The 20,028-nt window shown below is 56.4% G+C and carries 19 protein-coding genes and 1 riboswitch; of the genes, 5 read left to right on the top strand and 14 right to left on the bottom strand.

The window, feature by feature from the left end; genetic code table 11:
* Positions 1–27: 27 nt before the first annotated feature.
* Entirely contained in the window at positions 28–1,479 is a 1,452-nt protein-coding gene (gene pdxR / locus MKX76_RS29150) for a MocR-like pyridoxine biosynthesis transcription factor PdxR (RefSeq protein ID WP_341035000.1), read from the top strand.
* Between the two features lie 168 nt (positions 1,480–1,647).
* Here the strand turns inward: pdxR and MKX76_RS29145 are convergent, their stop codons facing one another.
* Both MKX76_RS29145 and MKX76_RS29140 read right to left on the bottom strand, forming a co-directional pair.
* Positions 1,648–2,151 carry a GNAT family N-acetyltransferase gene (locus MKX76_RS29145; protein ID WP_007127213.1) on the bottom strand — a complete coding sequence of 168 codons (504 nt, stop codon included), beginning with the start codon at positions 2,149–2,151 and terminating at the stop codon, positions 1,648–1,650.
* 112 nt (positions 2,152–2,263) lie between these two features.
* Positions 2,264–2,806 carry a DUF2569 domain-containing protein gene (locus tag MKX76_RS29140; protein WP_341034999.1) on the bottom strand — a complete coding sequence of 181 codons (543 nt, stop codon included), beginning with the start codon at positions 2,804–2,806 and terminating at the stop codon, positions 2,264–2,266.
* A 159-nt stretch (positions 2,807–2,965) separates the two neighbouring features.
* On the opposite strand from MKX76_RS29140, the gene MKX76_RS29135 reads away from it, so the two are divergent.
* Positions 2,966–4,054, top strand: coding sequence for a M24 family metallopeptidase (locus MKX76_RS29135; RefSeq protein ID WP_007127211.1), 1,089 nt, complete (start codon positions 2,966–2,968; stop codon positions 4,052–4,054).
* 191 nt (positions 4,055–4,245) lie between these two features.
* On the opposite strand, the gene MKX76_RS29130 is transcribed toward MKX76_RS29135, so the two are convergent.
* From MKX76_RS29130 to MKX76_RS29100, 7 genes are all read right to left on the bottom strand, one after another.
* A complete protein-coding gene (locus MKX76_RS29130) occupies positions 4,246–5,637 on the bottom strand; it encodes an L-cystine transporter (RefSeq protein ID WP_007127210.1) in 1,392 nt (463 codons plus the stop codon).
* Between the two features lie 209 nt (positions 5,638–5,846).
* On the bottom strand, positions 5,847–6,671 hold the full coding sequence (gene cobS / locus MKX76_RS29125) for an adenosylcobinamide-GDP ribazoletransferase (protein WP_341034998.1): 825 nt from the start codon (positions 6,669–6,671) through the stop codon (positions 5,847–5,849).
* Positions 6,668–7,243 carry a bifunctional adenosylcobinamide kinase/adenosylcobinamide-phosphate guanylyltransferase gene (gene cobU / locus MKX76_RS29120; RefSeq protein WP_341034997.1) on the bottom strand — a complete coding sequence of 192 codons (576 nt, stop codon included), beginning with the start codon at positions 7,241–7,243 and terminating at the stop codon, positions 6,668–6,670. Before cobU ends, cobS begins: the two co-directional genes overlap by 4 nt.
* Positions 7,240–8,307 (bottom strand): nicotinate-nucleotide--dimethylbenzimidazole phosphoribosyltransferase, encoded by a 1,068-nt coding sequence (gene cobT, locus MKX76_RS29115; RefSeq protein WP_213613755.1) that lies wholly within the window; start codon positions 8,305–8,307, stop codon positions 7,240–7,242. The genes cobU and cobT overlap by 4 nt, the downstream gene beginning before the upstream one ends.
* A gap of 86 nt (positions 8,308–8,393) precedes the next feature.
* Positions 8,394–9,179 carry an ABC transporter ATP-binding protein gene (locus MKX76_RS29110; protein ID WP_341035085.1) on the bottom strand — a complete coding sequence of 262 codons (786 nt, stop codon included), beginning with the start codon at positions 9,177–9,179 and terminating at the stop codon, positions 8,394–8,396.
* Entirely contained in the window at positions 9,179–10,225 is a 1,047-nt protein-coding gene (locus tag MKX76_RS29105; RefSeq protein WP_341034996.1) for a FecCD family ABC transporter permease, read from the bottom strand. The genes MKX76_RS29110 and MKX76_RS29105 overlap by 1 nt, the downstream gene beginning before the upstream one ends.
* Positions 10,222–11,232, bottom strand: coding sequence for an ABC transporter substrate-binding protein (locus MKX76_RS29100; protein ID WP_007127204.1), 1,011 nt, complete (start codon positions 11,230–11,232; stop codon positions 10,222–10,224). The genes MKX76_RS29105 and MKX76_RS29100 overlap by 4 nt, the downstream gene beginning before the upstream one ends.
* A gap of 416 nt (positions 11,233–11,648) precedes the next feature.
* Positions 11,649–11,860: riboswitch (cobalamin riboswitch) on the bottom strand.
* Positions 11,861–12,032: 172 nt separating this feature from the next.
* Between MKX76_RS29100 and MKX76_RS29095 the strand changes: the two genes are divergently transcribed.
* Entirely contained in the window at positions 12,033–12,548 is a 516-nt protein-coding gene (locus tag MKX76_RS29095) for a GNAT family N-acetyltransferase (RefSeq protein ID WP_341034995.1), read from the top strand.
* A gap of 51 nt (positions 12,549–12,599) precedes the next feature.
* On the opposite strand, the gene MKX76_RS29090 is transcribed toward MKX76_RS29095, so the two are convergent.
* The 4 genes from MKX76_RS29090 to cobD all read right to left on the bottom strand — a co-directional run bounded on the left by MKX76_RS29090 (position 12,600) and on the right by cobD (position 16,698).
* Positions 12,600–13,565, bottom strand: a complete 966-nt coding sequence (locus tag MKX76_RS29090) for a histidine phosphatase family protein (RefSeq protein ID WP_341034994.1) — start codon at positions 13,563–13,565, stop codon at positions 12,600–12,602.
* Entirely contained in the window at positions 13,562–14,539 is a 978-nt protein-coding gene (gene cbiB, locus MKX76_RS29085) for an adenosylcobinamide-phosphate synthase CbiB (RefSeq protein ID WP_341034993.1), read from the bottom strand. The genes MKX76_RS29090 and cbiB overlap by 4 nt, the downstream gene beginning before the upstream one ends.
* On the bottom strand, positions 14,536–15,273 hold the full coding sequence (locus MKX76_RS29080) for an adenosylcobinamide amidohydrolase (protein WP_028403728.1): 738 nt from the start codon (positions 15,271–15,273) through the stop codon (positions 14,536–14,538). The genes cbiB and MKX76_RS29080 overlap by 4 nt, the downstream gene beginning before the upstream one ends.
* A gap of 300 nt (positions 15,274–15,573) precedes the next feature.
* Positions 15,574–16,698 (bottom strand): threonine-phosphate decarboxylase CobD, encoded by a 1,125-nt coding sequence (gene cobD / locus MKX76_RS29075; protein ID WP_341034992.1) that lies wholly within the window; start codon positions 16,696–16,698, stop codon positions 15,574–15,576.
* Between the two features lie 161 nt (positions 16,699–16,859).
* Between cobD and MKX76_RS29070 the strand changes: the two genes are divergently transcribed.
* Positions 16,860–17,861: a lipoate--protein ligase gene (locus MKX76_RS29070; protein ID WP_144870359.1), complete on the top strand. Its 1,002-nt coding sequence runs from the start codon at positions 16,860–16,862 to the stop codon at positions 17,859–17,861.
* A 144-nt stretch (positions 17,862–18,005) separates the two neighbouring features.
* Here MKX76_RS29070 and MKX76_RS29065 read toward each other — a convergent pair whose 3' ends face one another.
* A complete protein-coding gene (locus tag MKX76_RS29065) occupies positions 18,006–18,719 on the bottom strand; it encodes a metal-dependent hydrolase (protein ID WP_341034990.1) in 714 nt (237 codons plus the stop codon).
* Positions 18,720–19,079: 360 nt separating this feature from the next.
* Between MKX76_RS29065 and MKX76_RS29060 the strand changes: the two genes are divergently transcribed.
* Positions 19,080–19,994 (top strand): DMT family transporter, encoded by a 915-nt coding sequence (locus MKX76_RS29060; RefSeq protein WP_028403724.1) that lies wholly within the window; start codon positions 19,080–19,082, stop codon positions 19,992–19,994.
* Positions 19,995–20,028: the final 34 nt, after the last annotated feature.

Raw genomic sequence — 20,028 nt, 5'->3', positions numbered from 1 at the left:
TGAATCTATAAAAGGGACAGATTTTGCATGAAACAGATTCAGGTTCCGATCCACCAAACAGAGATGATGTCCGCTCTCGCGGGCTCCTCCGCGCCACTGTACGTCCAGGCGTATCAGTACATGAAGCGGGAGATTATCGCCGGCCGATGGCTCAATCAAGCCCGTCTGCCCTCCGTTCGCAAGCTGGCTGAGCTTCTTGGAATCAGCACGACGCCCGTCGAAATGGCTTACCAGCAGCTGCTCGCCGAAGGGTTTATCGTCAGCAGACCGCGAAGCGGGTATTTTGTGCAGACGCCGGACGATATCTTTCCGCTCCCGGCAGCACCGCCCCCGACGAACGGCCCGAAGCTCAAGCGACATCATCATTTTCCGTTTGATTTTCATATGTCCAAAAATGAGTATCGTCATTTTCCCATCGCAGCCTGGAGGAAAGCATACAGCCGATGCCTGCAGGAGGAGTGCGCAGCGGAGATGCTGTTTTACGGCGATCCACAGGGAGAAGAGGGCCTTCGCCGTGAAATTGCAGCCTACGCAAAAAGCGTGCGCGGGGTTCAATGCACGCCCGAGCAGGTCATTATCGGTTCGGATCCCTATCCTCTGCTGGATATCATCTGCCGCCTGCTACGCCCATACGGGGACCGGGTCGGCGTTGAAAACCCGGGCTATCCCCAGTATCCCGAAGCGTTCAGGCAAAACGGCTTTCAGGTCATGCCGTTGGCCGTGCACGAGGACGGCATCCGCCATGAAGACCTTCAAGGGAGCGGGGTCAAGCTAGTAACGGTGTCGCCATCGCATCAGTTCCCGACCGGCGTCACCATGCCGATCTCGCGGCGGCTGGCTCTGCTTCAATGGGCTCACGAGACCGAAGGGTTTATTATCGAGGATGACTACGACGGAGAATTCCGGTATTACGGCAGGCCCATTCCTTGCCTGCAGGGCCTCCGGTCCGACGGCCGGGTCATCTATATGAGCGGGTTCTCGCAGGTTCTGTCCCCCGCGATCGGGGTCCATTATATGATACTGCCCGCAGTCCTGCTGCCGGCATACCATCATTTGAAATTCCACTTGTTCCTGGAATGCACCGCCTCCAGACTGCAGCAGCTGGCCCTCGAACGCTTTATGAAAGAAGGCTATGTAGACCGGCATCTCCGCAAAATGAGGATGCTGCTCAGAAAGAAGCATGATCGCCTGATTGCTTCGATCCAGCGATACTTCGGAGAACGGGCCGTCATTAGCGGGAATGGAGCGGGATTTCATCTCATGCTGTCCATCACGCATCCGCTGTCCGCCCATGAACTCGAGACCCTGGCCGAACACGCGGGAATCCGCGTAAGCGCTGCGGATTATACGTGGCTCCCTGACACCCGTAGCTGCACGGCAACGGATCGCAGATCATTCATCGTCGGGTTCGGCGGTCTTCTGGAGGAAGAGATCGACGAAGGAATGAAGCGGCTTGCATCCTGCTGGCTGTCAACGTGACGAATTTCATCTACATAAAAAAACAACAAAAAGGACTGCCCATGACTCGCATGGAACAGTCCTGCCGGATAAAGGGTTGGATCGTTGATGCAGCCAGGATCGCCTGCCGGGCAGGAGCCTCACTGCATGCAGGAAGGCTTTCAATACGCCAATCCTCCGGATGCCGGCTTAAACCGAACGGCCCACGATGACAAGATCCCGCTTAACCCCGTCCAGCTCGGCAACGCCCGGGAGAAGCCCCCACTGTTCGAAGCCGAATTTCCGGAGCAGCTTAAGGGAGGGCTCATTGTGGCCAAATACGAATCCGACCAGATTGCTGACGCGAAGCCGCGGACATTCCTCCAGCGCCTTGGCGATCAGGATGCTGCCCGCGCCGATCCCCCGAAACTTCTCATTCACGTAGATGCTGATTTCGGCTGTTCCGTTATAAGCAGGACGCCCGTAAAAGGATTGAAAGCTCATCCAGGCGACGATTTCGCTTCCAAAACGCATAACCCACAGCGGACGGTGGTCCTCGCTGTGCTCTTCGAACCAGCGAATGCGGCTCTCCACCGTCACCGGCTCCAGATCGGCGGTAACCTTTCGGCTTTCGATCGTAGAATTGTAGATGTCGACAATAGCCGGCAAATCCTCCATTACGGCATAATCGATCTGATATTGATGCGCTGTCATGTGCTACCTCCGAGTCGATGAATGTTGAATGTCAGATTGTGATGACGATGACTGCTATGAGGTCTATTGTACAGGAGGAAGCGGGATTACGCCTTATTTTTCTGATCAGGGATTAATTTACAAATGTGTTGCGCACCCGCTCGGACCGGATGAAATACGGAATCCAGATGCAGGCATAAATCATGGAGCGGACAATTTGGGTTGCAGATTGCCCGTCGTCGGTCTCGGCCAGCAGTTCGATTTGACTGGCAACGGCGAAGTCTGCAATGCCGAACAAAAGGCTGGCGATAATATAGCCGATCATCAATTTCGGGAATGCCTTTTTCTTGCCGTACATCAGGAACAATGCAAAAATGAGGCCAATCACAAATAAAACATTCATTACCGTCTCGAACAGAATTAGCGGGGCCAGCATGGCGTCATAATAAGGAGATGACGGATCTGTGAGCACATCCCAGACTTCGGACTCATAAAGCGGCAGCACATTCGTAATGAGCAGGGCGGTAATCGTAATCAATGAAAAATAAATGGAGATCTGAACGAGGACCAGCCAGCCCCCAAGCCCTTCAACCGGTGGTTTCAGCGAATAGCTCTTCTGCTTCCCCGGCTCATGCGGCGGCATCTGCCCGTTCTCTTGAAACGGATTCGGATCCATGAATAAGTACTCCTTCCAGCATTATGTAATTTCTAACTATGGATCATTATATAGAAAGGACTAGCTCTCATAAAGGGAAACTTTACTTCGGCAGCCGAACGATATACCCTTACATTAGTAGCTATACGACCGTTGTTACCATGAAAGGAATGAACCCTGATGAATGAACGTTTAAACACGCTGCTCCAATCCATGAATTCGCACGGCTGGGATCATGCGCTGATCACGGATCCCAAGCATGTCTATTACTTGACCGGATTTGCCAGCGATCCCCATGAGCGTTTTCTCGGCCTGCTCCTCTCCTCAGGGAGCGAGCCGGTCCTGATCGTACCCGCCCTGGATGCCGCCGCTGCCGAGGCGGCATCGTCCGTCAAGAACATCGTGACGCATCAGGATACCGATAATCCGTATGCTGTGCTTCAGCGCTCCCTTCGCGGCTCTGCCGGCACGGTGGCTGTGGAGAAGGAGCAATTGACCGTCTCCCGCTTCGAGCAGCTGCAGCAGCATGTGGACGCCTCTGCCTTCAAGGATGCCGGTCCCGTTCTTCGCGAGCTGCGGGTGCGGAAATCGCCGGAGGAGGTATCGCTGATCAAGCATGCCGTCAAGCTGGTGGAAGAGGTGCTGCGGCAAGGCTTGAAAAAGGCAAGCATCGGCGTTAGCGAGCTGGAGCTTGTGGCCGAGCTGGAATATTTGATGAAGAAGCTCGGAGCGGATGCCCCTTCGTTCGCGACGATGGTGCTGTCCGGGCCAAACACGGCGCTTCCTCACGGCGTGCCGGGGGGCAGACGGATCGAAGCGGGAGATCTGCTTATGTTCGACCTGGGCGTATATGCGGGCGGCTATGCCTCGGATATAACCCGTACCTTTGCTGTCGGCGACTTGAAGCCGGATGCCGTTCGCATCTACGATACCGTTCTGGCCGCGAATCAAGCCGCGATTCAGGCGGTGAAACCCGGTGTTACATACGGATCGATCGACCGGGCGGCAAGAACCGTCATTGAGCATGCGGGTTACGGCCCCGCCTTCGTTCATCGCCTTGGTCACGGCCTCGGGATGGATGTCCATGAATACCCGTCCGTGCATGGGCTGAACGAGGATGTGCTGCAGGCCGGCGCTGTGTTTACCATCGAGCCCGGCGTATATGTACAACATGTCGGCGGCGTACGCATCGAGGACGATGTCCTTGTTACCGAGACCGGCGCCCTGGTGCTAACCACATTTCCGAAGGAGCTGACCGTCATCGGGTAATCCAGGTCCGCTCCTTAGCTAAGCTATTGAACGAATAGCCCTTCATACGACAAAAAGGCCATCCGGCAAGGCGTTATCTTCGCCTTGCCGGATGGCCTTTTTTTTACTTTGGATACTGCTCTGCTTTTCCCGCTATGCACGATGCACGGTACGAGACATCCCAGGATGGCTGTTGAATCCCTGAGCGTTTACTACTGGACCATATCTAGTTGAATGTTTTTATCGTTATATACATCCTTATCCACTTCATTCATCACTTTCCCCGTAATGACGCCTGCCGTCATGGAATCATTGACGTTCAGCGCCGTCCGGCCCATATCGATCAGCGGCTCGACAGAAATCAGCAGTCCCGCCAGCGCTACCGGCAGGTTCATCGTGGAGAGAACGATAAGCGATGCGAACGTAGCCCCGCCCCCGACGCCGGCGACACCGAATGAGCTGATCATGACGACGACGATCAAGGTCAGGATGAAGGACCATGAGGTCGGATCAACGCCGGCGGTCGGTGCGATCATAACGGCCAGCATGGCAGGATAAATGCCGGCGCAGCCGTTCTGCCCGATCGTGGCGCCAAGCGATGCGGACAGATTCGCGATCCCCTCCGATACGCCGAGCTTCTTGCTCTGCGTCTGGACGTTAAGCGGGATGGTCGCCGCGCTGGAGCGCGAGGTGAACGCAAACGTCAGCGTCGGGAAGACCTTTTTCACATACGTAAACGGATTGAAGCCGAACAAGGCGAGCAGCACAAGATGGACAATAAACATGACAATCAACGCCACGTAGGAAGCCAAGACAAAATCAATCAGGTTCAAAATAACCTGCAGATTCGTCGTCGCGATGGTCTTGGCCATCAACGCGAGAATGCCGTAAGGCGTCAGGCGAAGCACAAGCGTCACGATGCGCATGACAACCCCATAGACCGAGGAGATGATGCCGCGGAACGTATCGGCCTGCTCTTTATTTTTCCGGTCCAGGCCAAGCACGGCAATCCCGATGAAGGCCGAGAAAATAACGACCGCGATCGTGGACGTTCTTCTCGCGCCCGTCATATCCTCAAACGGATTGCTCGGTATGAAATCAAGGATCTGCTGCGGCAGCGTACGATCCTCGATGTCTCCAAGCCGCTCCTGCAGCAGTGCGCCCTGCTCCTCCTCTGCCGCTCCGCCCTGAATGTTGACCGCAGACAGATCAAAGGACAGCGCGGTCGTGATCCCGACGGTCGCGGCCACCGCGGTCGTCAGCATTAGCACGGCGATGATGAGCCCGCTCATTTTGCCGAGATTGCGCCCGCCCTTCAGCTTGGTGATAGCCGAGATGATCGATACCATGATCAGTGGAATGACCATCATCTGCAGCAGCCGGACGTAGCCGTAGCCGACCAAATTGAACCAATCCGCTGAATCGGCCACGATATCGGAGTCAGAAGTGTAAACGAGCTGCAGAACGACGCCGAACAGAACGCCCAGACCCAAGCCCGCGAAGACACGCTTGGTAAACGAGTAATGCTTTTTCTGCATCCAGTACAAAATACCGACCAGCAGAATCAAAACAAGGACATTGATAACGACCCAAAGCGTTTCCATCCTTTGCTTCCTCCATTCTCATTTCGGATTAAGTTGTACCATCCTTGTGGGGATAAGTGCGCTAGTATGTATTCATTTCCAACTCACCGCCCACTCTAAACATTACATTACCCGTTCTTCCCGATTCTTATCGGAAATTGGTGCTCCCGGCATCCGATCAATTCGATTATACAGATCGGATTACCAAGATAAATTCATTTACTTCTATCCTATCCCCAATGCTGGAGGAGCAGAACCACAAATAACAGAACGGCTGCTTCAAGCAGTTCATTCAATGCGCCGTAGGTGTCTCCCGTGAGGCCGCCGAGGCGCCGGCTCATACGTCCTGCTACGGCCGCTCCAATCAACCAGGTAAGGAACGGCGCAAGAACGAGTGCCGCTAATCCGGTGATCCAAAGATGTGTTGAATCCGTGACCAGCCCCAGCATGACGATGACCCCGAGCGTGACCAGAACCGCCATCAAGCCGGCCTGCAGCCTCCGCAGGCTGGATAATCCGTTGAACAATGCAGCCAGCCCTTCGCTGCCTCTTGCTACAGGCCAGCGGTACATTGCGTGCACCATAAACCAACGGCTCCAGACGGGTGCGAGCACAAGCAGAAGAGCTTCCTGCTTCAAGTCCCCGCCCGACAGCTCAAAAATCGATTGAATCAGCGAAGCCTTCAGCAGCAGAAGCAGCGTGCAGGCGATAACCCCCATTGCCCCAACCCGGCTGTCTTTCATAATCTCGAGCATCCGCTCCCGCGACCGATGGCTAAGGAGGGCGTCCGCGCTGTCCATCCATCCGTCCAGATGAAGACCGCCCGTCAGCCCCACCCAGACGGTCAATGTGATAACCGATGCCGGAAAGACCGGGAGAGCTAAGCTTAATCCCCACCCCAGCAGTGCCACTGTCAGGCCGATCACGCCCCCTACCAGCGGATAAAAGACAACGCTTCGCTGCTGAACCTCCGGGGTAAAGGGAATCTCCCGCCGGATCGGAAACCTTGATAAAAATTGAAAAGCGGCCGCAGCCGCTTCCATTATCCTGTTCATATTCGATACTCCCTGCTCTTGATTTCCATCGGAATCCCCGCGGTTACGAGAAATACTTCATGGCAGACCCGTGCCAGCCGCTGGTTCATCATCCCAGCCCAATCGCGGAATATTCGGCCGAGCGGGTACTCGGGGACGATCCCCGATCCCACTTCGTTCGTTACCAGAATCACCGTTCCGGGATACGTCTGAACGGCTCGGGCCAGCCTGCCGATATCCAGCTGCAGCCGTTCCTCCATAGCCGCGGCTCCTTCCGGCTCGACCTGAAGCAGCACGTTCGTGAGCCACAGCGTCAGGCAATCCACGACGACCGCTGGCGCATCCGATGCCGATTGGCCGAGCGTTTCGAGCAGCTCCGGCAAGGCGACGGGCTCTTCGACCGTCTCCCAGCGATAATCCGCATCGCTGCGCCTGTCCTGATGAATCCGAAGCCGTTCCTTCATTTCATCGTCATACGCCTGAGCCGTCGCAATATAAAGGCCCGAGGACGACCGTTTCATGCAGAGCTTCTCGGCGAACGAGCTCTTGCCGCTCCGGGCGCCTCCCGTTACGAGCGAGCTTAATGGGTTCATAATTCGCCTCCGCTTATTCCCGCGCTTTCGAAGGTTGCCATCTCGCTCATAATCCGGCAGGCGGCTTCTATCATATGAAGGCATAACACGCCCCCGGTTCCTTCGCCAAGACGCATGTCCATATGCAGCATCGGAGACAGTTCCAGCGCTTGCAGCAGCAGGGCATGTCCACGCTCCTTCGAATTATGTGAAGCGATCATATAGGAACGCGATTCGGGGCAAATCGCCGCAGCGATCAGAGCGGCTGCACTGGATATGAAGCCGTCGATAACGACAGGGCAACCCTTGGCCGCCGCGCCGAGAATGAGTCCGGCCAGACCGCCGATCTCATACCCGCCGACCTTGGCCAGCACATCCACCGGATCTTCCGCCAGGGGGCGATTGACCGTAATCGCCTGCTCGACAACGCGGATCTTATGCATCAGCCGCTCGTCGCTAACGCCGGTTCCCCGCCCCACGACCTCAGCCGGAGGCTTGCCGGACAGAACCGCGAAGACGGCGGCGCTCGGCGTCGTGTTGCCGATCCCCATTTCCCCGGTCACGAACACCCGGGTTCCATGGGAGTAGAGCTCGGCGGCTACCTCGGCGCCGGTCAGAATCGCCTGCTCCGCCTCCGCCCTCGTCATCGCAGGCCCTTTTGCAATATTTTTCGTTCCTTTATTAATTTTACGGGAAAGGAGACGTTCATGGGACAGGTCAGCCGCAACGCCGATATCCACGCACAGCACGTCCGCGCCCGCTTGACGGGCCAATACGTTGACGGCAGCGCCGCCGTTCAGGAAATTCATGACCATCTGGGGCGTTACTTCCGACGGGAAGGCGCTGACGCCCTCCTCGCACACCCCATGGTCACCAGCCATGACCACGACGGCCTTTTTCTCGAATGAGGGCTTGATCGTCCCGGTAATTCCCGCGAGCTGAATCGCCAGCGATTCCAGCTTGCCAAGGCTCCCGGGAGGTTTCGTCAGCTTGTCCAAATAGGCGGCGGCTTCCGCCTGCGCCCTAGCATCGGGCGCGGTGATTGTTCCAACCGATCGCGTCAATCGGTCCATGAGCTCCTTCATGCACGAAGCCTCCTTTTTACTTATCTCGCTTGCTTTTACTTTATCCGAATCCGTGCGCTCCGGGCAAGGACAAGGCTTGCCGGTCCTTATTTTCTCGACCGGTTCGCGGTGAGCAGCACCTGCGGCGCGCCGTTCTCGGGGTGCTTGACGACGGAAGGCATGACCCGGAATATCCGGCTGATATACGCCTCGGTCAGCACTTCCTCCGGTGACCCCATTCCTGCAACGCGCCCCTCATGAAGCACGAGCAGCTTATCGCAAAACTGCGCGGCCAGATTCAAATCGTGCAGGACGCTGATTACGGTAATTTCCGTCGTCTGTCTCCAAGCATCCACCATCTCCATGAATTGAAGCTGGTAATGAATATCGAGGTAGGTCGTCGGTTCATCCAGCATCAAGAGCGACGGCTCCTGCACCATCACCTTGCCAAGCGCAGCCCGCTGCCGCTGGCCGCCGCTCAGCTCCGTAAGACGCCGCTCCTGAATATCGCGAAGCTCCAGCTTCTCCATGATGCTATCAATCAGGGGTGCCGCATCCTGCTCCTCCCGACCAAGCCAGTTCAGGAATGGATAACGCCCCATCTCGAGCACTTCCCGTACTGTAAAATCAGTCGGGTCCAGTCCCTCCTGCTGGAGCACGGCAATAATTCGGGCGAGCGCCTTGCGGCTATAGCTTCCGATATCGCGGTCCAAAAGCCGAACACTTCCCTTGGAAGGCCGCTCCACACCGGACAGCAGCTGCATTAGCGTAGACTTGCCGCTGCCGTTCGGCCCGATGATGCCCCACCATTCGCCTTTTCGGACCCGAAGCTCGACCTCCGACAATACCTGCGTGCGGCCATAGGCCTTCGACAGCCCTTGGGCAACGATCATCATGAGAATCCCTCCCTGCGCCGCTTCTTGTTCCGGTAGAGCAAGTACGCAAAGAATGGAGCGCCAATAAACGCAGTGACCACCCCGAGCGGAATTTCAGTCGGAGCGAGCACGGATCGCGCCGCCGTATCGCACCACACCATGAAAATAGCGCCTCCCAGCGCGGATATCGGAATAATGACACGATAATCCGAGCCCGTCATGAGCCGGATCATATGCGGCACCACCAGTCCCACAAATCCGATCACGCCCGAGACCGATACGGCCGCGGCTGCAAGAAGCGTAGCTACAACCAGAACGCTGGTCTTCAGCCGATCAACGTTCAGTCCCATATGGGCAGCCTGCCTTTCGCCGAGCGACAGCAGATTCAAAGCCCGCGAGCGGCTCCACAAATAAATAAGCCCTACCCCAAAATACGGGAAAAGGATGGCCACGTAGGACCATCCGCGCATGCTCAAGCTTCCCATCGTCCAGAACAGGATCTGGTTCACCGTGTCTTTGGACATCACCGTTAAGAAGGAAACGACGGCGCCGAGAAAGGATTGCATTACGACCCCGGATAAAATGAGTCCGTGCACCGGCAGCTTCCCCTGATCCCGTGCCAGCAGCAGAACGACCCACAGCGTACCCGCTCCGGTCAGAAAGGCAACCAACGGCAGCGTGTAGCCTCCGGCAAAGGAATACTCCATTCCGAAAAAAATGAGGGACGCCGCTCCTAGCGCTGCTCCGGAAGACACGCCCAGCGTAAAAGGATCAGCCAGCGGATTGCGCAGCACGCCTTGAAACGCCGCTCCTGCCACCGCAAGCGAGGCGCCGACCAGCATTCCCAGCAGAATGCGCGGGAGCCTCACCTTCATTAAAATCTGCTCGGAGGATACCTCCCAGCCCGGGACGATCGCATCGCCGAGCCAAGGCAGCCGATGCAGCAGCATCGCTCCAATCTCGCTAACAGGCAGGTGGACCGAGCCGATTCCGAGGCTGACGATCAAAGTCAACAGCAGCAGGACAATGCCGGCCGTTCCGTAACCCGCCAGTTTTTGTCTCATGGTGTCATCAGTTCCGGATAAACGGCTTTGGCCACTTCAATCAAACCTTGCGTGACGCGCGGCCCCGGACGGCTCAGCAGATTATCGTCCATCGCAATGACCCGGTCGTTCTTGATCGCTTCGATCTGATCCCAACCGTCGCGCTCTTTAATCATCTGGTCCAGCGTTTTCTTGGTGGCTTCGTCGACAACATTGCTCGAATACAGAATGACATCCGGATTCGCCGCAATGATGTTCTCCTCGCTAATTTCGAACCAGCCCTCTGTATCCCCGGCTGCGTTGACGCCGCCGGCCAGCGTGATCATCTCATCCATGAACTCGCCTTTGCCGACGGTCCAGCCCGGCGAGAACTCGACGTACACTTTCTTCTTGTCCTCTTCCTTCACGGATTTCACCGCTTCCGTAACGCTTGCCAGCTCCTGCTGCATCTGCCCGACCACAGCCTGCGCTTCTTCCTGACGGTCGGTAATTTGTCCGACCAGCGTAATGGAAGACATGACTTCTTCAATCGTGGACGGATCGTTAACGAACAATTTCACGCCCATCCCGCGGAGCTTCTCCGCGTTTTCCGCATTCATCGACGCGCTGAACACGACATCGGCCTCGGCTGCGATTACAGCCTCTTCATTCACCTGGAAGCCTCCCATTTTCGGCTTGGATTTCGCGGCTTCCGGATAATCATCCAGATCGGACACGCCTACGATTTCCTCGTCCAGCCCGAGGGCAAACAGCTTTTCCGTCTCGGACGGAGCCAGGGATACGATACGGGTCGGCGCCTTCTCGAAGGTGACCTCCGTTCCGGTCGCATCCTTAACGGTGAGCGGATACTGCGTCTTCAGCGCACCCTGCTCCTCCGCAGGCTGTTCAGCCGGCTTCTCCTGCTGGGCAGGCGTTTCCGAAGGCGCACTATTCGGCGCGGCATCCTCGGCGTTACCGCAGGCGATCAGCGACAGCGCCATCAGCATCGCCACGATCAAGACGGACCATGATTTCAACATTGCTTTCATTTTCTTGTTTCCCCCTACGTCATCATTGAGAACCCTAGCCTGCATATTTCACAACTTCAATTCCGATCCTTACCGGGTATGAAAACGACTGTCCTCGCATGTATAAGGAGAACCGGCTGGTTCCGCCGGGACCTAAACCTCCGGGTACCCCTGCTATCCGTTAGGAAGAGGAATACCGGTGTTTCCCCGGAGCGGGAATCAGGAGGCTGGCATTGCCTTCTCGTTCTCCAGCAAAAATCCCCGATTCCTTGACGAATAAGGAATCGGGGATTACGTTTCAGCTTCAGGACACCTGCGAACATATAGCATTGATCATCAACAAAGCGGCTTATTGCCGGAAAGCTGTACCTCCACAGCTCCTGCCGCTCCCGCGATCAAAACGGGTCCAAGTGAACGTAATCCTCTCCTCGAAGGACCGTCATTCATTGCCGAGGGCAGGTCTCCTGACTTACAGGCCTAACGACTTCTCCGCCTTCCCAAGCGCATCAGCGCCCAGTGGCATTAAGGAGGAGTCTCCTGCTTCACAGTGGCGGGACCGTGCCGGATTTGCACCGGCTTCCCTATTAACCCGAATGGCAGTCCGTCAATACCCGGCTGCCTGTCCAGGACCCTCGCAAATCATATGAATCATGCTTATATAGCCAAGCTGGATTTCTCTGAACACGATTATAGGGGATAACCCCCGCCCTTACAACTAAAGGATTATCCCATTCTTCGAGTATAATGGTACTGATAGTTCTCGTTATCGTTCATTATTCGCCTGAAATCACATCTTTTTGAAAACGGGGAGTGAATCCGTGATGAAAATTCCTTCAAACCAAAAGCCGGAGAGACTTCGTCTGACCGTTCTGGAACCCGAGCATCTTCCCGCGCTGAGTCAATTCTCCCTCCCGGAGCACCAGCGAAGATTCACTTTGCTTCCGGACGATGCGATGAAGAAGCACGGTTATCCGCCCACGGAGGACAAGCTGCCGGTCGTTCTGCTCGCGGCGGATAAGCCCGTCGCCTTCTTCGTCCTGGATCGCGGGGAACGTATCGCCCGTTATACGCCGAACCAAAGCGCCGTGCTCCTTCGCGCCCTATCCGTTGATCACAAGGAGCAGGGGCGGGGCTACGGCCAGGCTGCCATGCGCCTGCTGCCCGAATTTATTCGCTCGCGACTGCCGGGAGTGAACGAGATTGCCCTGGCGGTAAACGCCCGCAATGAGCATGCCCGTCACGTCTATCTTCAAGCCGGCTTTCGTGACAGGGGATACCGGGTCATGGGCGTGCAGGGCATCCAGCATATTTTGCATCTTGATCTGGAGATCCGTTGATGCTTTCTTGTGGATTGCCCAAGGTCCTTGCCAACGGGTATGGCAGGGCTGTCAGCTCATGATCTCGCCTTGCCAGCCCAGTCCGTTCCAGGCCAGCTTCAGCCTAAGCTCCTCACCCGGCAGGATGCGCAAGCTCCAAAAAGGGGTATCCGGAACCGTAGCCGCCGCAATCTGGCGAATCACGCCGCCATGCGTGACGACCAGCAGGTCGGGAATTCTTTGGGAATCCCGTCCTCTGGCTTCACCGTCCTCGTCCCTCTCAAAGCTGCGGCACATATCTTGATGCAATCCCGCCAAAAAATGCTGAATCCTGGACGCGAAGGCTTCCCAGCTCTCTCCGCCCGGCGGAGTAACAGCTGCCGGGTCCTCAATCCAGCGGCGATATAAAGGATTTCCCTTCAAATCCTCGTAGGTTTTCCCCTCCCATTCGCCGAAATGAAGCTCACGCAGCCTGCTGTCATACACCGCTCCCGGAATTGGCAAAACTTCCGTATTGCCATTTAAACCGGCACTTTGAACCTCGTTACCGGTCAGCAAATAGCGAAGGGTCTGCCTGCATCTGAGCAGGTCGCTGCAGTATATGCGTGCCCATTGCAGGCCTTGGAGCCGCCGCGCCAGCGGGGCCAGCCGTTCCAGCTCCGCGGATATCACGCCCTGATCCTCATGGCCGAGGTACCGCCGCTCCTGATTCCACCGCGTAACGCCGTGGCGGACCAGGTGCAGGACAACCTGCAGCGGACTCGTATCTTTTTCAAGCAGCTGAATATCCCCCTTATCCTCCGCATGGTATGCAAAGTGTGCAGGATGTGCATTTTTCACGTCCTTTGCGTCCTTTGCGTCTTTTGCATCAATCGCGTCTATCGCCTCATTCACGTCGTTCGCTTCGTTCAAGGCTTTAGCCTGATCCGCATCGATCGCTTCCAATGCGGCGTTTGCGTCAATTGCCTTATTGCTTTGTATCGCATCCAGTCCCACGTCCTCATCGTTTGCATTTACGATATCCTTCGGCTCCCTCATACCCATGCTCCCCCGCCTGCGGCGATAACGATCGCCAATACGGCGGTGCCGATCACGGTAAAAATCACCGAAGCCGCGAGGAGCAGCCGGGTCGTGATGCGGATGTCCTCCGCATTCAGCGCCCGCTCCGGATCTCCCATATACGCCCGGAACGAGACGATCCCTTGATAAGAATTTTCCCCGCCAAGGCGAATGCCGAGCGCACCGGCCACCGCCGATTCCGGAAATCCGCTGTTTGGGCTCGGGTGTTTTCTCGCATCTCTTCGGACGGTAGCGATGGACTTCTGCCAAGGCAAGGAGAGCATCGCGGCCGAGATCGCCACCAGCCCCGCCGTCAGCCGGGCGGGAATCCAGTTGGCGACATCATCCAGCCGGGCCGATGCCCAGCCAAGATGCTCGTATTTCTCATTCTTATAGCCGACCATCGAATCGAGCGTGTTCACCGCCCGGTATGCCATCGCCAAGGGCGCCCCGCCGATGAGGGCATACAGCAGCGGGGAGATGACCGCATCGACGATATTTTCCGCCACCGTCTCCACCGTACCCCGTACGATTTCCGGCTCATCCAAATGGGCCGTGTCCCTTCCTACGATCATGCCCAGCGAGCGGCGGGCAGCCGGAAGGTCTCCGGCACGAAGATGGCCGTACACCTCAAGGCCGGCATCGCGCAGTCCTTTTACGGCAATGGTTGTCGCAATGAGCACCGCCTCTGCGCCTGCGGCCAGCCAAGGATGAATAGAGGCACACAGCAGCAGGAGCAGCAGCGTAATCGCATACGCCCCGCCTGCAACAATGAGCGGGAGCAGAATGCCGGCCCGCTTCAATCCTGCCGGCGATTGGGTACGGGTGCGAATCCGCTTCTCCACTGCACGGATCGCTTTACCTATGCCAATGACGGGGTGCGGAAGCCATCTGGGATCACCGATCAGCAGATCGATCACAACGGCCGCCCATAGGATCCAGACCGCTGTCATAACCGCTCTTCTCTTTCTGTTCGAACGCTTTCCGTAACGCTGTTATACACAAGGCGTCCAATCATGCCGCCGAGGTCGGTTGCGGTGCCGGCATAGCGGTGTTCCACCCCGTAGGCTTCATTCCCGCTGACGGCGAGCACGATCGCATCGGTCGTCGTCCCGGTAGCAGCAGCCCCGGTTTCGTGATCTGCAATCCCCAAATCACCGAGCGCTGCCGCTTTCGCTTCCGTAGCGGTCAGGATCGCGTTCACCATGCAGGCAGGCGTCATCCGCCCGTCGATCATCAGCATGATATTGATCGTGCCAGGCTGATAGGCGGCGAAGGTGGTCCGGCTGATGCCTGCCCGCGCGGCATTGCCTGTTCCGGCCGTCGAGCAGCACAGAATGGAAGCCTGGGAGCCGCCCTCCTCCCAGATTGACGCATATTTCAGCCGGACGGCGGTTAATAACCCGGCCGTCGCATCCTCCGGGTATCCGCAGCCGCGAATGAAGCTGTGCATGTCCTTCACGGGATCACTGCAATCGTAGCGCCGGTCCACATACCGGTTAACGATATGATTCAGTCTTGCATAGCCTCCGCCATACACCGCGCTGCCCAAGGCATCCGCCGGCTGCGGGAGCGATATGCGGATATGCGGGTGCTCCGGGTAGCCCTCGGATGAAACGATCAGGCCGGGCCATACGGCGGACGAATAACTGCATGGCTCCGTAATGTGCAAAAAAGGTACTGCCACGTCTCTCTCTCCCTGCTCTAAACATTTGAAATGGCTCCCCGGTTAAAGTCACTGCGAAGTGACGGGGAGTTTAAAGATCGTTCATACTTCTCCCTGTGTGCACGATGCATGGTAGGGCATGCTTGGAGGGCTGGTTGTCCATATTCCCCACCCGCTTGGCTCGTTCCTCGCCATCACTGCAGTATTCGAAGGAGACTGGTGAATTCGAGATACAAATCTGTTCTTCGAACCCGATTGTCCCTCAGGTAACGCAAGCTTAGGCTTGCTGCCTCGACACTGTGGAACGTAGGGCGCCGCCCTTTACGCCTCCGGCCGAGACGAGCCCTGGAGCACTTCCGCAGCGGTTTGCAGCAGCCTGCTGTTGGATTCCCCATCCTTTACAGCCAGGCGGAAATGGCGTTCTCCCAGTCCGGGATACATGGCGCAGCTGCGAATCAGGACACCGCGCATGCCCATTGCCGTTTGAAATGCCGCTGCCGTCCAACCGGTCGGCAGCTCTCCCAGCAAATAGTTGACTTCCCCTGGCGTCACGTCCACACCGAGCGCCTGCAGCCCGTCGGTCAGCCTCAAACGCCCGCCATGAATCAGCTCCAGGGTTCGCCGCTCATACTCGCTGCCGCTTCTTAGACAGGCTTCCCCTGCCAACAGGGCCAGTCCGTTGACGCTCCATGTCACTTGCATGGCTGACATGGACTGGATGACGTCCGGATGGCCGACCGCATAACCGAGGCGCAGTCCCGGTATCGCATAGAACTTGGTCATCGATCTTATAATGACGGTCCTTGAATAAGAGGACAGCTCCGGCAGCAGCGTCTGCCTCTCTCCATGCGGAATGAAATCCATGAACGCTTCATCCAGCACGAGCCACGTACCCAGCCGCTGCGCCTCCCCTGCGATTGCCCGGATGTCTTCCAAGCTGTACTGTACGCCGTTCGGGTTGTTCGGCTGACCCAGGAACACCAGGTCACAGCCGGACAACAGCTCCATGATCCGCCGGCTGGACGCGCGCCATGCCCCTTCCTTCTCGCCGCTTACGGAGCGTATATCCGCTCCGAACTTAAGAGCCAATTCGCGGTATTCCGAGAAACAGGGATCGACAACGCCGACAATCTCAGGCCTTAGTGCCAGCAAGAGCAGAGCCATGCATTCCGCGGCACCGTTTCCGACCAGAATATTCTCGGTCCCGGCCCCCACATGCTCGGCAAGCATCGCCTTGAACCGGCGATGCCCCGGGTCGGGGTAACGAATGACCGCTCCCAGACCATCCCGCAATGCTGCGATAACTTCCACCGGAGGGCCTAATGGATTAATGTTGGCACTGTAGTCGAGAATAGCCTCCGCCCTTTGTCCAAACCTCGCTGCGGCCGTCTCGATATCGCCTCCGTGACCGTATACTTCGATCCAAGACTGCTTGGTTTCCGTCATTTCTCACGCCTCCTGTACTTGCTGCTCGCAATGCCATCATTATGTGGGTACCTTCACCCAAACGTCAATACGGAATGCTTTGTCTTTCGCACTGCAATTGGTTTACAATAAGTGAATAAGAAGCAATGCCAATCTAAATACATGTAACGACGGAGGATGTTATGCTGTTTATCGATAATCAGGGAATCCACGATCCCGCCATCAATCTGGCGATTGAAGAATACGCCTTGAAGCACTTGTCCATGGACGAGAGCTACCTTCTCTTTTACATTAATAAGCCTTCCATCATTATCGGGAAGCATCAGAATACGATTGAGGAAATCAATCAGGAGTACGTCCGCAACAACAACATCCAGGTCGTTCGCCGACTGTCCGGCGGAGGCGCGGTGTATCATGACCTCGGCAACCTCAATTTCAGCTTTATTACGAAGGATGACGGCCAATCCTTCCACAATTTCCTGAAGTTCACGCAGCCTGTTATCGACTTTTTGCGAAAAATGGGCGTGCCTGCAGAATTAAGCGGCCGCAATGACCTTCAGGTCGGCGAGAAGAAAATATCGGGCAATGCCCAATTCTCCACCCGCGGGCGCATGTTCAGCCACGGAACGCTCATGTTCGATTTGAACCTGGATGATGTACAGGCCTCCTTGAACGCAAATCCGGAAAAATTCAAATCCAAGAGCACGAAATCGGTGCGCAGCCGCGTAGCCAACATCAAAGAGCTGCTCGGCACCGACATGACGATCGAGGAGTTCCGCGCAGAGCTGCTGCGTTCCATTTTTGGCATGGAGCCGGATCAGGTGCCGCAGTATGTGCTGCAGGACAAGGATTGGGAGATCATCAACCAAATCTCCAAAGAGCGTTATCAGAATTGGGATTGGAACTACGGCCTGTCGCCGGAGAGCAACGTGAAGCATGCCAAGAAATTTCCGGTCGGCATTATCGATATCCGGATGGATATCCGGGAGGGGCATATCGGAGAAATTAAAATTTACGGGGATTTCTTCGGTGTAGGGGATGTCGCCGATATCGAAAACCTCCTCCGCGGCAAAAAATACGAGGAGCAAACCGTTCGCGCCGCCTTGTCCGGCGTTGACGTCAAGCACTATTTCGGCAACCTCGAAATGGACGATCTGGTAGGACTCATCTTCCTCGAGGAATAGCATCCTCCCCAAGCAGCACAAACAGACCCGCCCTTCAGCGAAAGCGCAATCGCTCGCTGCTGTGGGCGGGTCTTCTCTTTGTCTGTTTTATCCGCATACATCTAACGGACCGAGGTTGTTCCTTAAGGCTTCCTCCGAACGGGATTAGCCCGATGCCATGAACACGTACCACAACAGCACCAGCGTCAGCAGAATGCAAATATTCTCCACCGTGCGGCCCCAGCGGCTCCCCGTGCTCATGATCTTCAGCTTGATTCGCCACTTCAGCGGCGGCAGCGGCCGAATGCCTCGATTCGTCAAGGCATCGGAGAGCAAATGGATGGAATACGACAAGCCCCCGGCAAACCACAGGCTTTCCGCTCCCTCCTTGCCCTGTGAGGCAAAATACAGGAGCGCGCACCAGCCGCAAGCGGCGTAAATCGTGTGCGTGAACCCGCGATGGGTGACAAGCGAGGCCAAGATCAGTACGCTGCCTGCAATCAGGTTCCATGGACTGAAGCCTTGTCCGAAGGCGATAAGGCCAAGCCCGATCAGAAACATGACGACATGCCGAAGCGTCCTGCTTGGCAGAAAGGATACAACCCCGATTAGTCCGGCCAAGGCGAAATTCCAGGGCGCATAGTCGCGGCCATAGAACAATACGAATAGAGCCGCCCCGATCATGGCCAGCTGCAGCAGGCGCAGTATTTCGGCAGGAATGGCCTTGCGAACCAGCAGGGAATTCGGCTCGTCAATATCGGGAAGCAGCGAGCTGACTAAGGCCACCGCGGCGGCGGGCAGCGTCACCTGAACCCCGCTCATGCCCATAACCGATAACGTGACCCCTGTGCTGATAATTAAATGTGCTCTTCCCATCATGATGCAATTCTTCCTTTCTCAGCTCTTCCATGTGTCTTGGAGTCCTATAATAGCGCTGTATACCCGCTTCACAATCACCCGAAAGCGAATATACGTTCGGTTTAATAGTATAGCAAAATCATCCTCTTTTTGTCCAGACCTTCCATCTGAGGACCCCTTGAAACGGTTGTCCGATTCTTCATTTTGGGATACAATTTGATCACTTGCCTGCACTGCGATGCCAGACCCAGCCAAGAAATGACGTCTGATCCCGAGCGCTTGGGGTGCAGCAGCTTTAACGACTAGCCCGCTCCGGTCGCATCCGGGCTTTTCATTATGCTAGATAACATTTACATACGAATTTGAAAGGATGACACCATCGTGAACCGATCTCGCGCTGCCGATCTCAGCCTCCTTCTGGTCGCCATGATGTGGGGATGTACGTTTCTCATCGTTCAGCATGCGGTACGCGTGCTTCCGCCCATGGCTTTCAACAGCGTCCGTTTTCTCGGCGCCGCCTTGCTGCTGGCCATCATCATTACCGTCTTCTATCGGAGCCAATGGAAGGAAATGACCCTTAAAATGCTCCTGCACTCGTGCGTGCTGGGCCTTTTTTTATTCATAGGCTATGCCTTTCAAACCGCGGGATTGCTGTACACAACGACCTCGAACGCGGGGTTCATCACCGGACTATCCGTTGTGCTGGTGCCCTTCCTGTCCTTTGCTCTGCTTCGGCATTCGATTTCCAAGTATACCTGGTTCAGCGCGCTGCTTGCAGCGGCAGGGCTGTACTTGTTGACCTTCTCCGGATCGGGCATGAGCCTGAACCGCGGTGACCTCCTCATCTTTGTATGCGCAATCGGTTTTGCGCTGCATATCGGTTATACGGGGATCTATGCCGGACGCTACCCTGCCCTGCCGCTCGCGGCGCTGCAAATGGCGGTCGTCGGACTGCTTAGCCTCGCCGCTTCTGCCTTGACGGAGCCTGTTTCGGATCCCGCTGCCCTCTTTGAGCAGCTGACCCGGCCCCATGTGCTGTGGGCACTGGCCGTATCGATCGGGCCCACAAGCGCTTTTGCCTTCTGGATCCAGACGGTATGCCAGAAGTATACGACGCCGTCCAGGGTCGCGATCATTTTCGCGACAGAGCCTGTTTTTGCCGCGCTGACCGGCATTTTGTTCGCGGGCGAGCGGCTTACATTCATCGGCGGTATCGGCTGTGTATGCATTTTGGCCGGGATGGTGGTTGCGGAATTGAAATCCGTGCCGCCAAAGGTACAATCGGAGGCCGTTTAGAGGTACAATAGAAGGCAGATACAGATAGAGACCA

The sequence above is a fragment of the Paenibacillus sp. FSL R5-0810 genome (assembly GCF_038002285.1).
Taxonomy (GTDB): domain Bacteria; phylum Bacillota; class Bacilli; order Paenibacillales; family Paenibacillaceae; genus Paenibacillus_AQ; species Paenibacillus_AQ lactis.
Note: the sequence above shows the minus strand (reverse complement) of the source record. Positions and strands in the feature narration are given on the sequence as shown.

Excerpts from the sequence above, each read along its gene's own strand:
- MKX76_RS29070 (WP_144870359.1), top strand. The coding sequence starts at position 16,860 with ATGCTGTTTATCGATAATCAGGGAATCCACGATCCCGCCATCAATCTG.
- MKX76_RS29135 (WP_007127211.1), top strand. The coding sequence starts at position 2,966 with ATGAATGAACGTTTAAACACGCTGCTCCAATCCATGAATTCGCACGGC.
- MKX76_RS29095 (WP_341034995.1), top strand. The coding sequence starts at position 12,033 with ATGAAAATTCCTTCAAACCAAAAGCCGGAGAGACTTCGTCTGACCGTT.
- cobD (WP_341034992.1), bottom strand. The coding sequence starts at position 16,698 with ATGACGGAAACCAAGCAGTCTTGGATCGAAGTATACGGTCACGGAGGC.
- cobT (WP_213613755.1), bottom strand. The coding sequence starts at position 8,307 with ATGAAGGAGCTCATGGACCGATTGACGCGATCGGTTGGAACAATCACC.
- MKX76_RS29130 (WP_007127210.1), bottom strand. The coding sequence starts at position 5,637 with ATGGAAACGCTTTGGGTCGTTATCAATGTCCTTGTTTTGATTCTGCTG.
- MKX76_RS29105 (WP_341034996.1), bottom strand. The coding sequence starts at position 10,225 with ATGAGACAAAAACTGGCGGGTTACGGAACGGCCGGCATTGTCCTGCTG.
- cobS (WP_341034998.1), bottom strand. The coding sequence starts at position 6,671 with ATGAACAGGATAATGGAAGCGGCTGCGGCCGCTTTTCAATTTTTATCA.
- MKX76_RS29065 (WP_341034990.1), bottom strand. The coding sequence starts at position 18,719 with ATGATGGGAAGAGCACATTTAATTATCAGCACAGGGGTCACGTTATCG.
- MKX76_RS29110 (WP_341035085.1), bottom strand. The coding sequence starts at position 9,179 with ATGATCGTTGCCCAAGGGCTGTCGAAGGCCTATGGCCGCACGCAGGTA.
- pdxR (WP_341035000.1), top strand. The coding sequence starts at position 28 with ATGAAACAGATTCAGGTTCCGATCCACCAAACAGAGATGATGTCCGCT.
- MKX76_RS29100 (WP_007127204.1), bottom strand. The coding sequence starts at position 11,232 with ATGAAAGCAATGTTGAAATCATGGTCCGTCTTGATCGTGGCGATGCTG.
- MKX76_RS29090 (WP_341034994.1), bottom strand. The coding sequence starts at position 13,565 with ATGAGGGAGCCGAAGGATATCGTAAATGCAAACGATGAGGACGTGGGA.
- cobU (WP_341034997.1), bottom strand. The coding sequence starts at position 7,243 with ATGAACCCATTAAGCTCGCTCGTAACGGGAGGCGCCCGGAGCGGCAAG.
- MKX76_RS29140 (WP_341034999.1), bottom strand. The coding sequence starts at position 2,806 with ATGGATCCGAATCCGTTTCAAGAGAACGGGCAGATGCCGCCGCATGAG.
- cbiB (WP_341034993.1), bottom strand. The coding sequence starts at position 14,539 with ATGACAGCGGTCTGGATCCTATGGGCGGCCGTTGTGATCGATCTGCTG.
- MKX76_RS29145 (WP_007127213.1), bottom strand. The coding sequence starts at position 2,151 with ATGACAGCGCATCAATATCAGATCGATTATGCCGTAATGGAGGATTTG.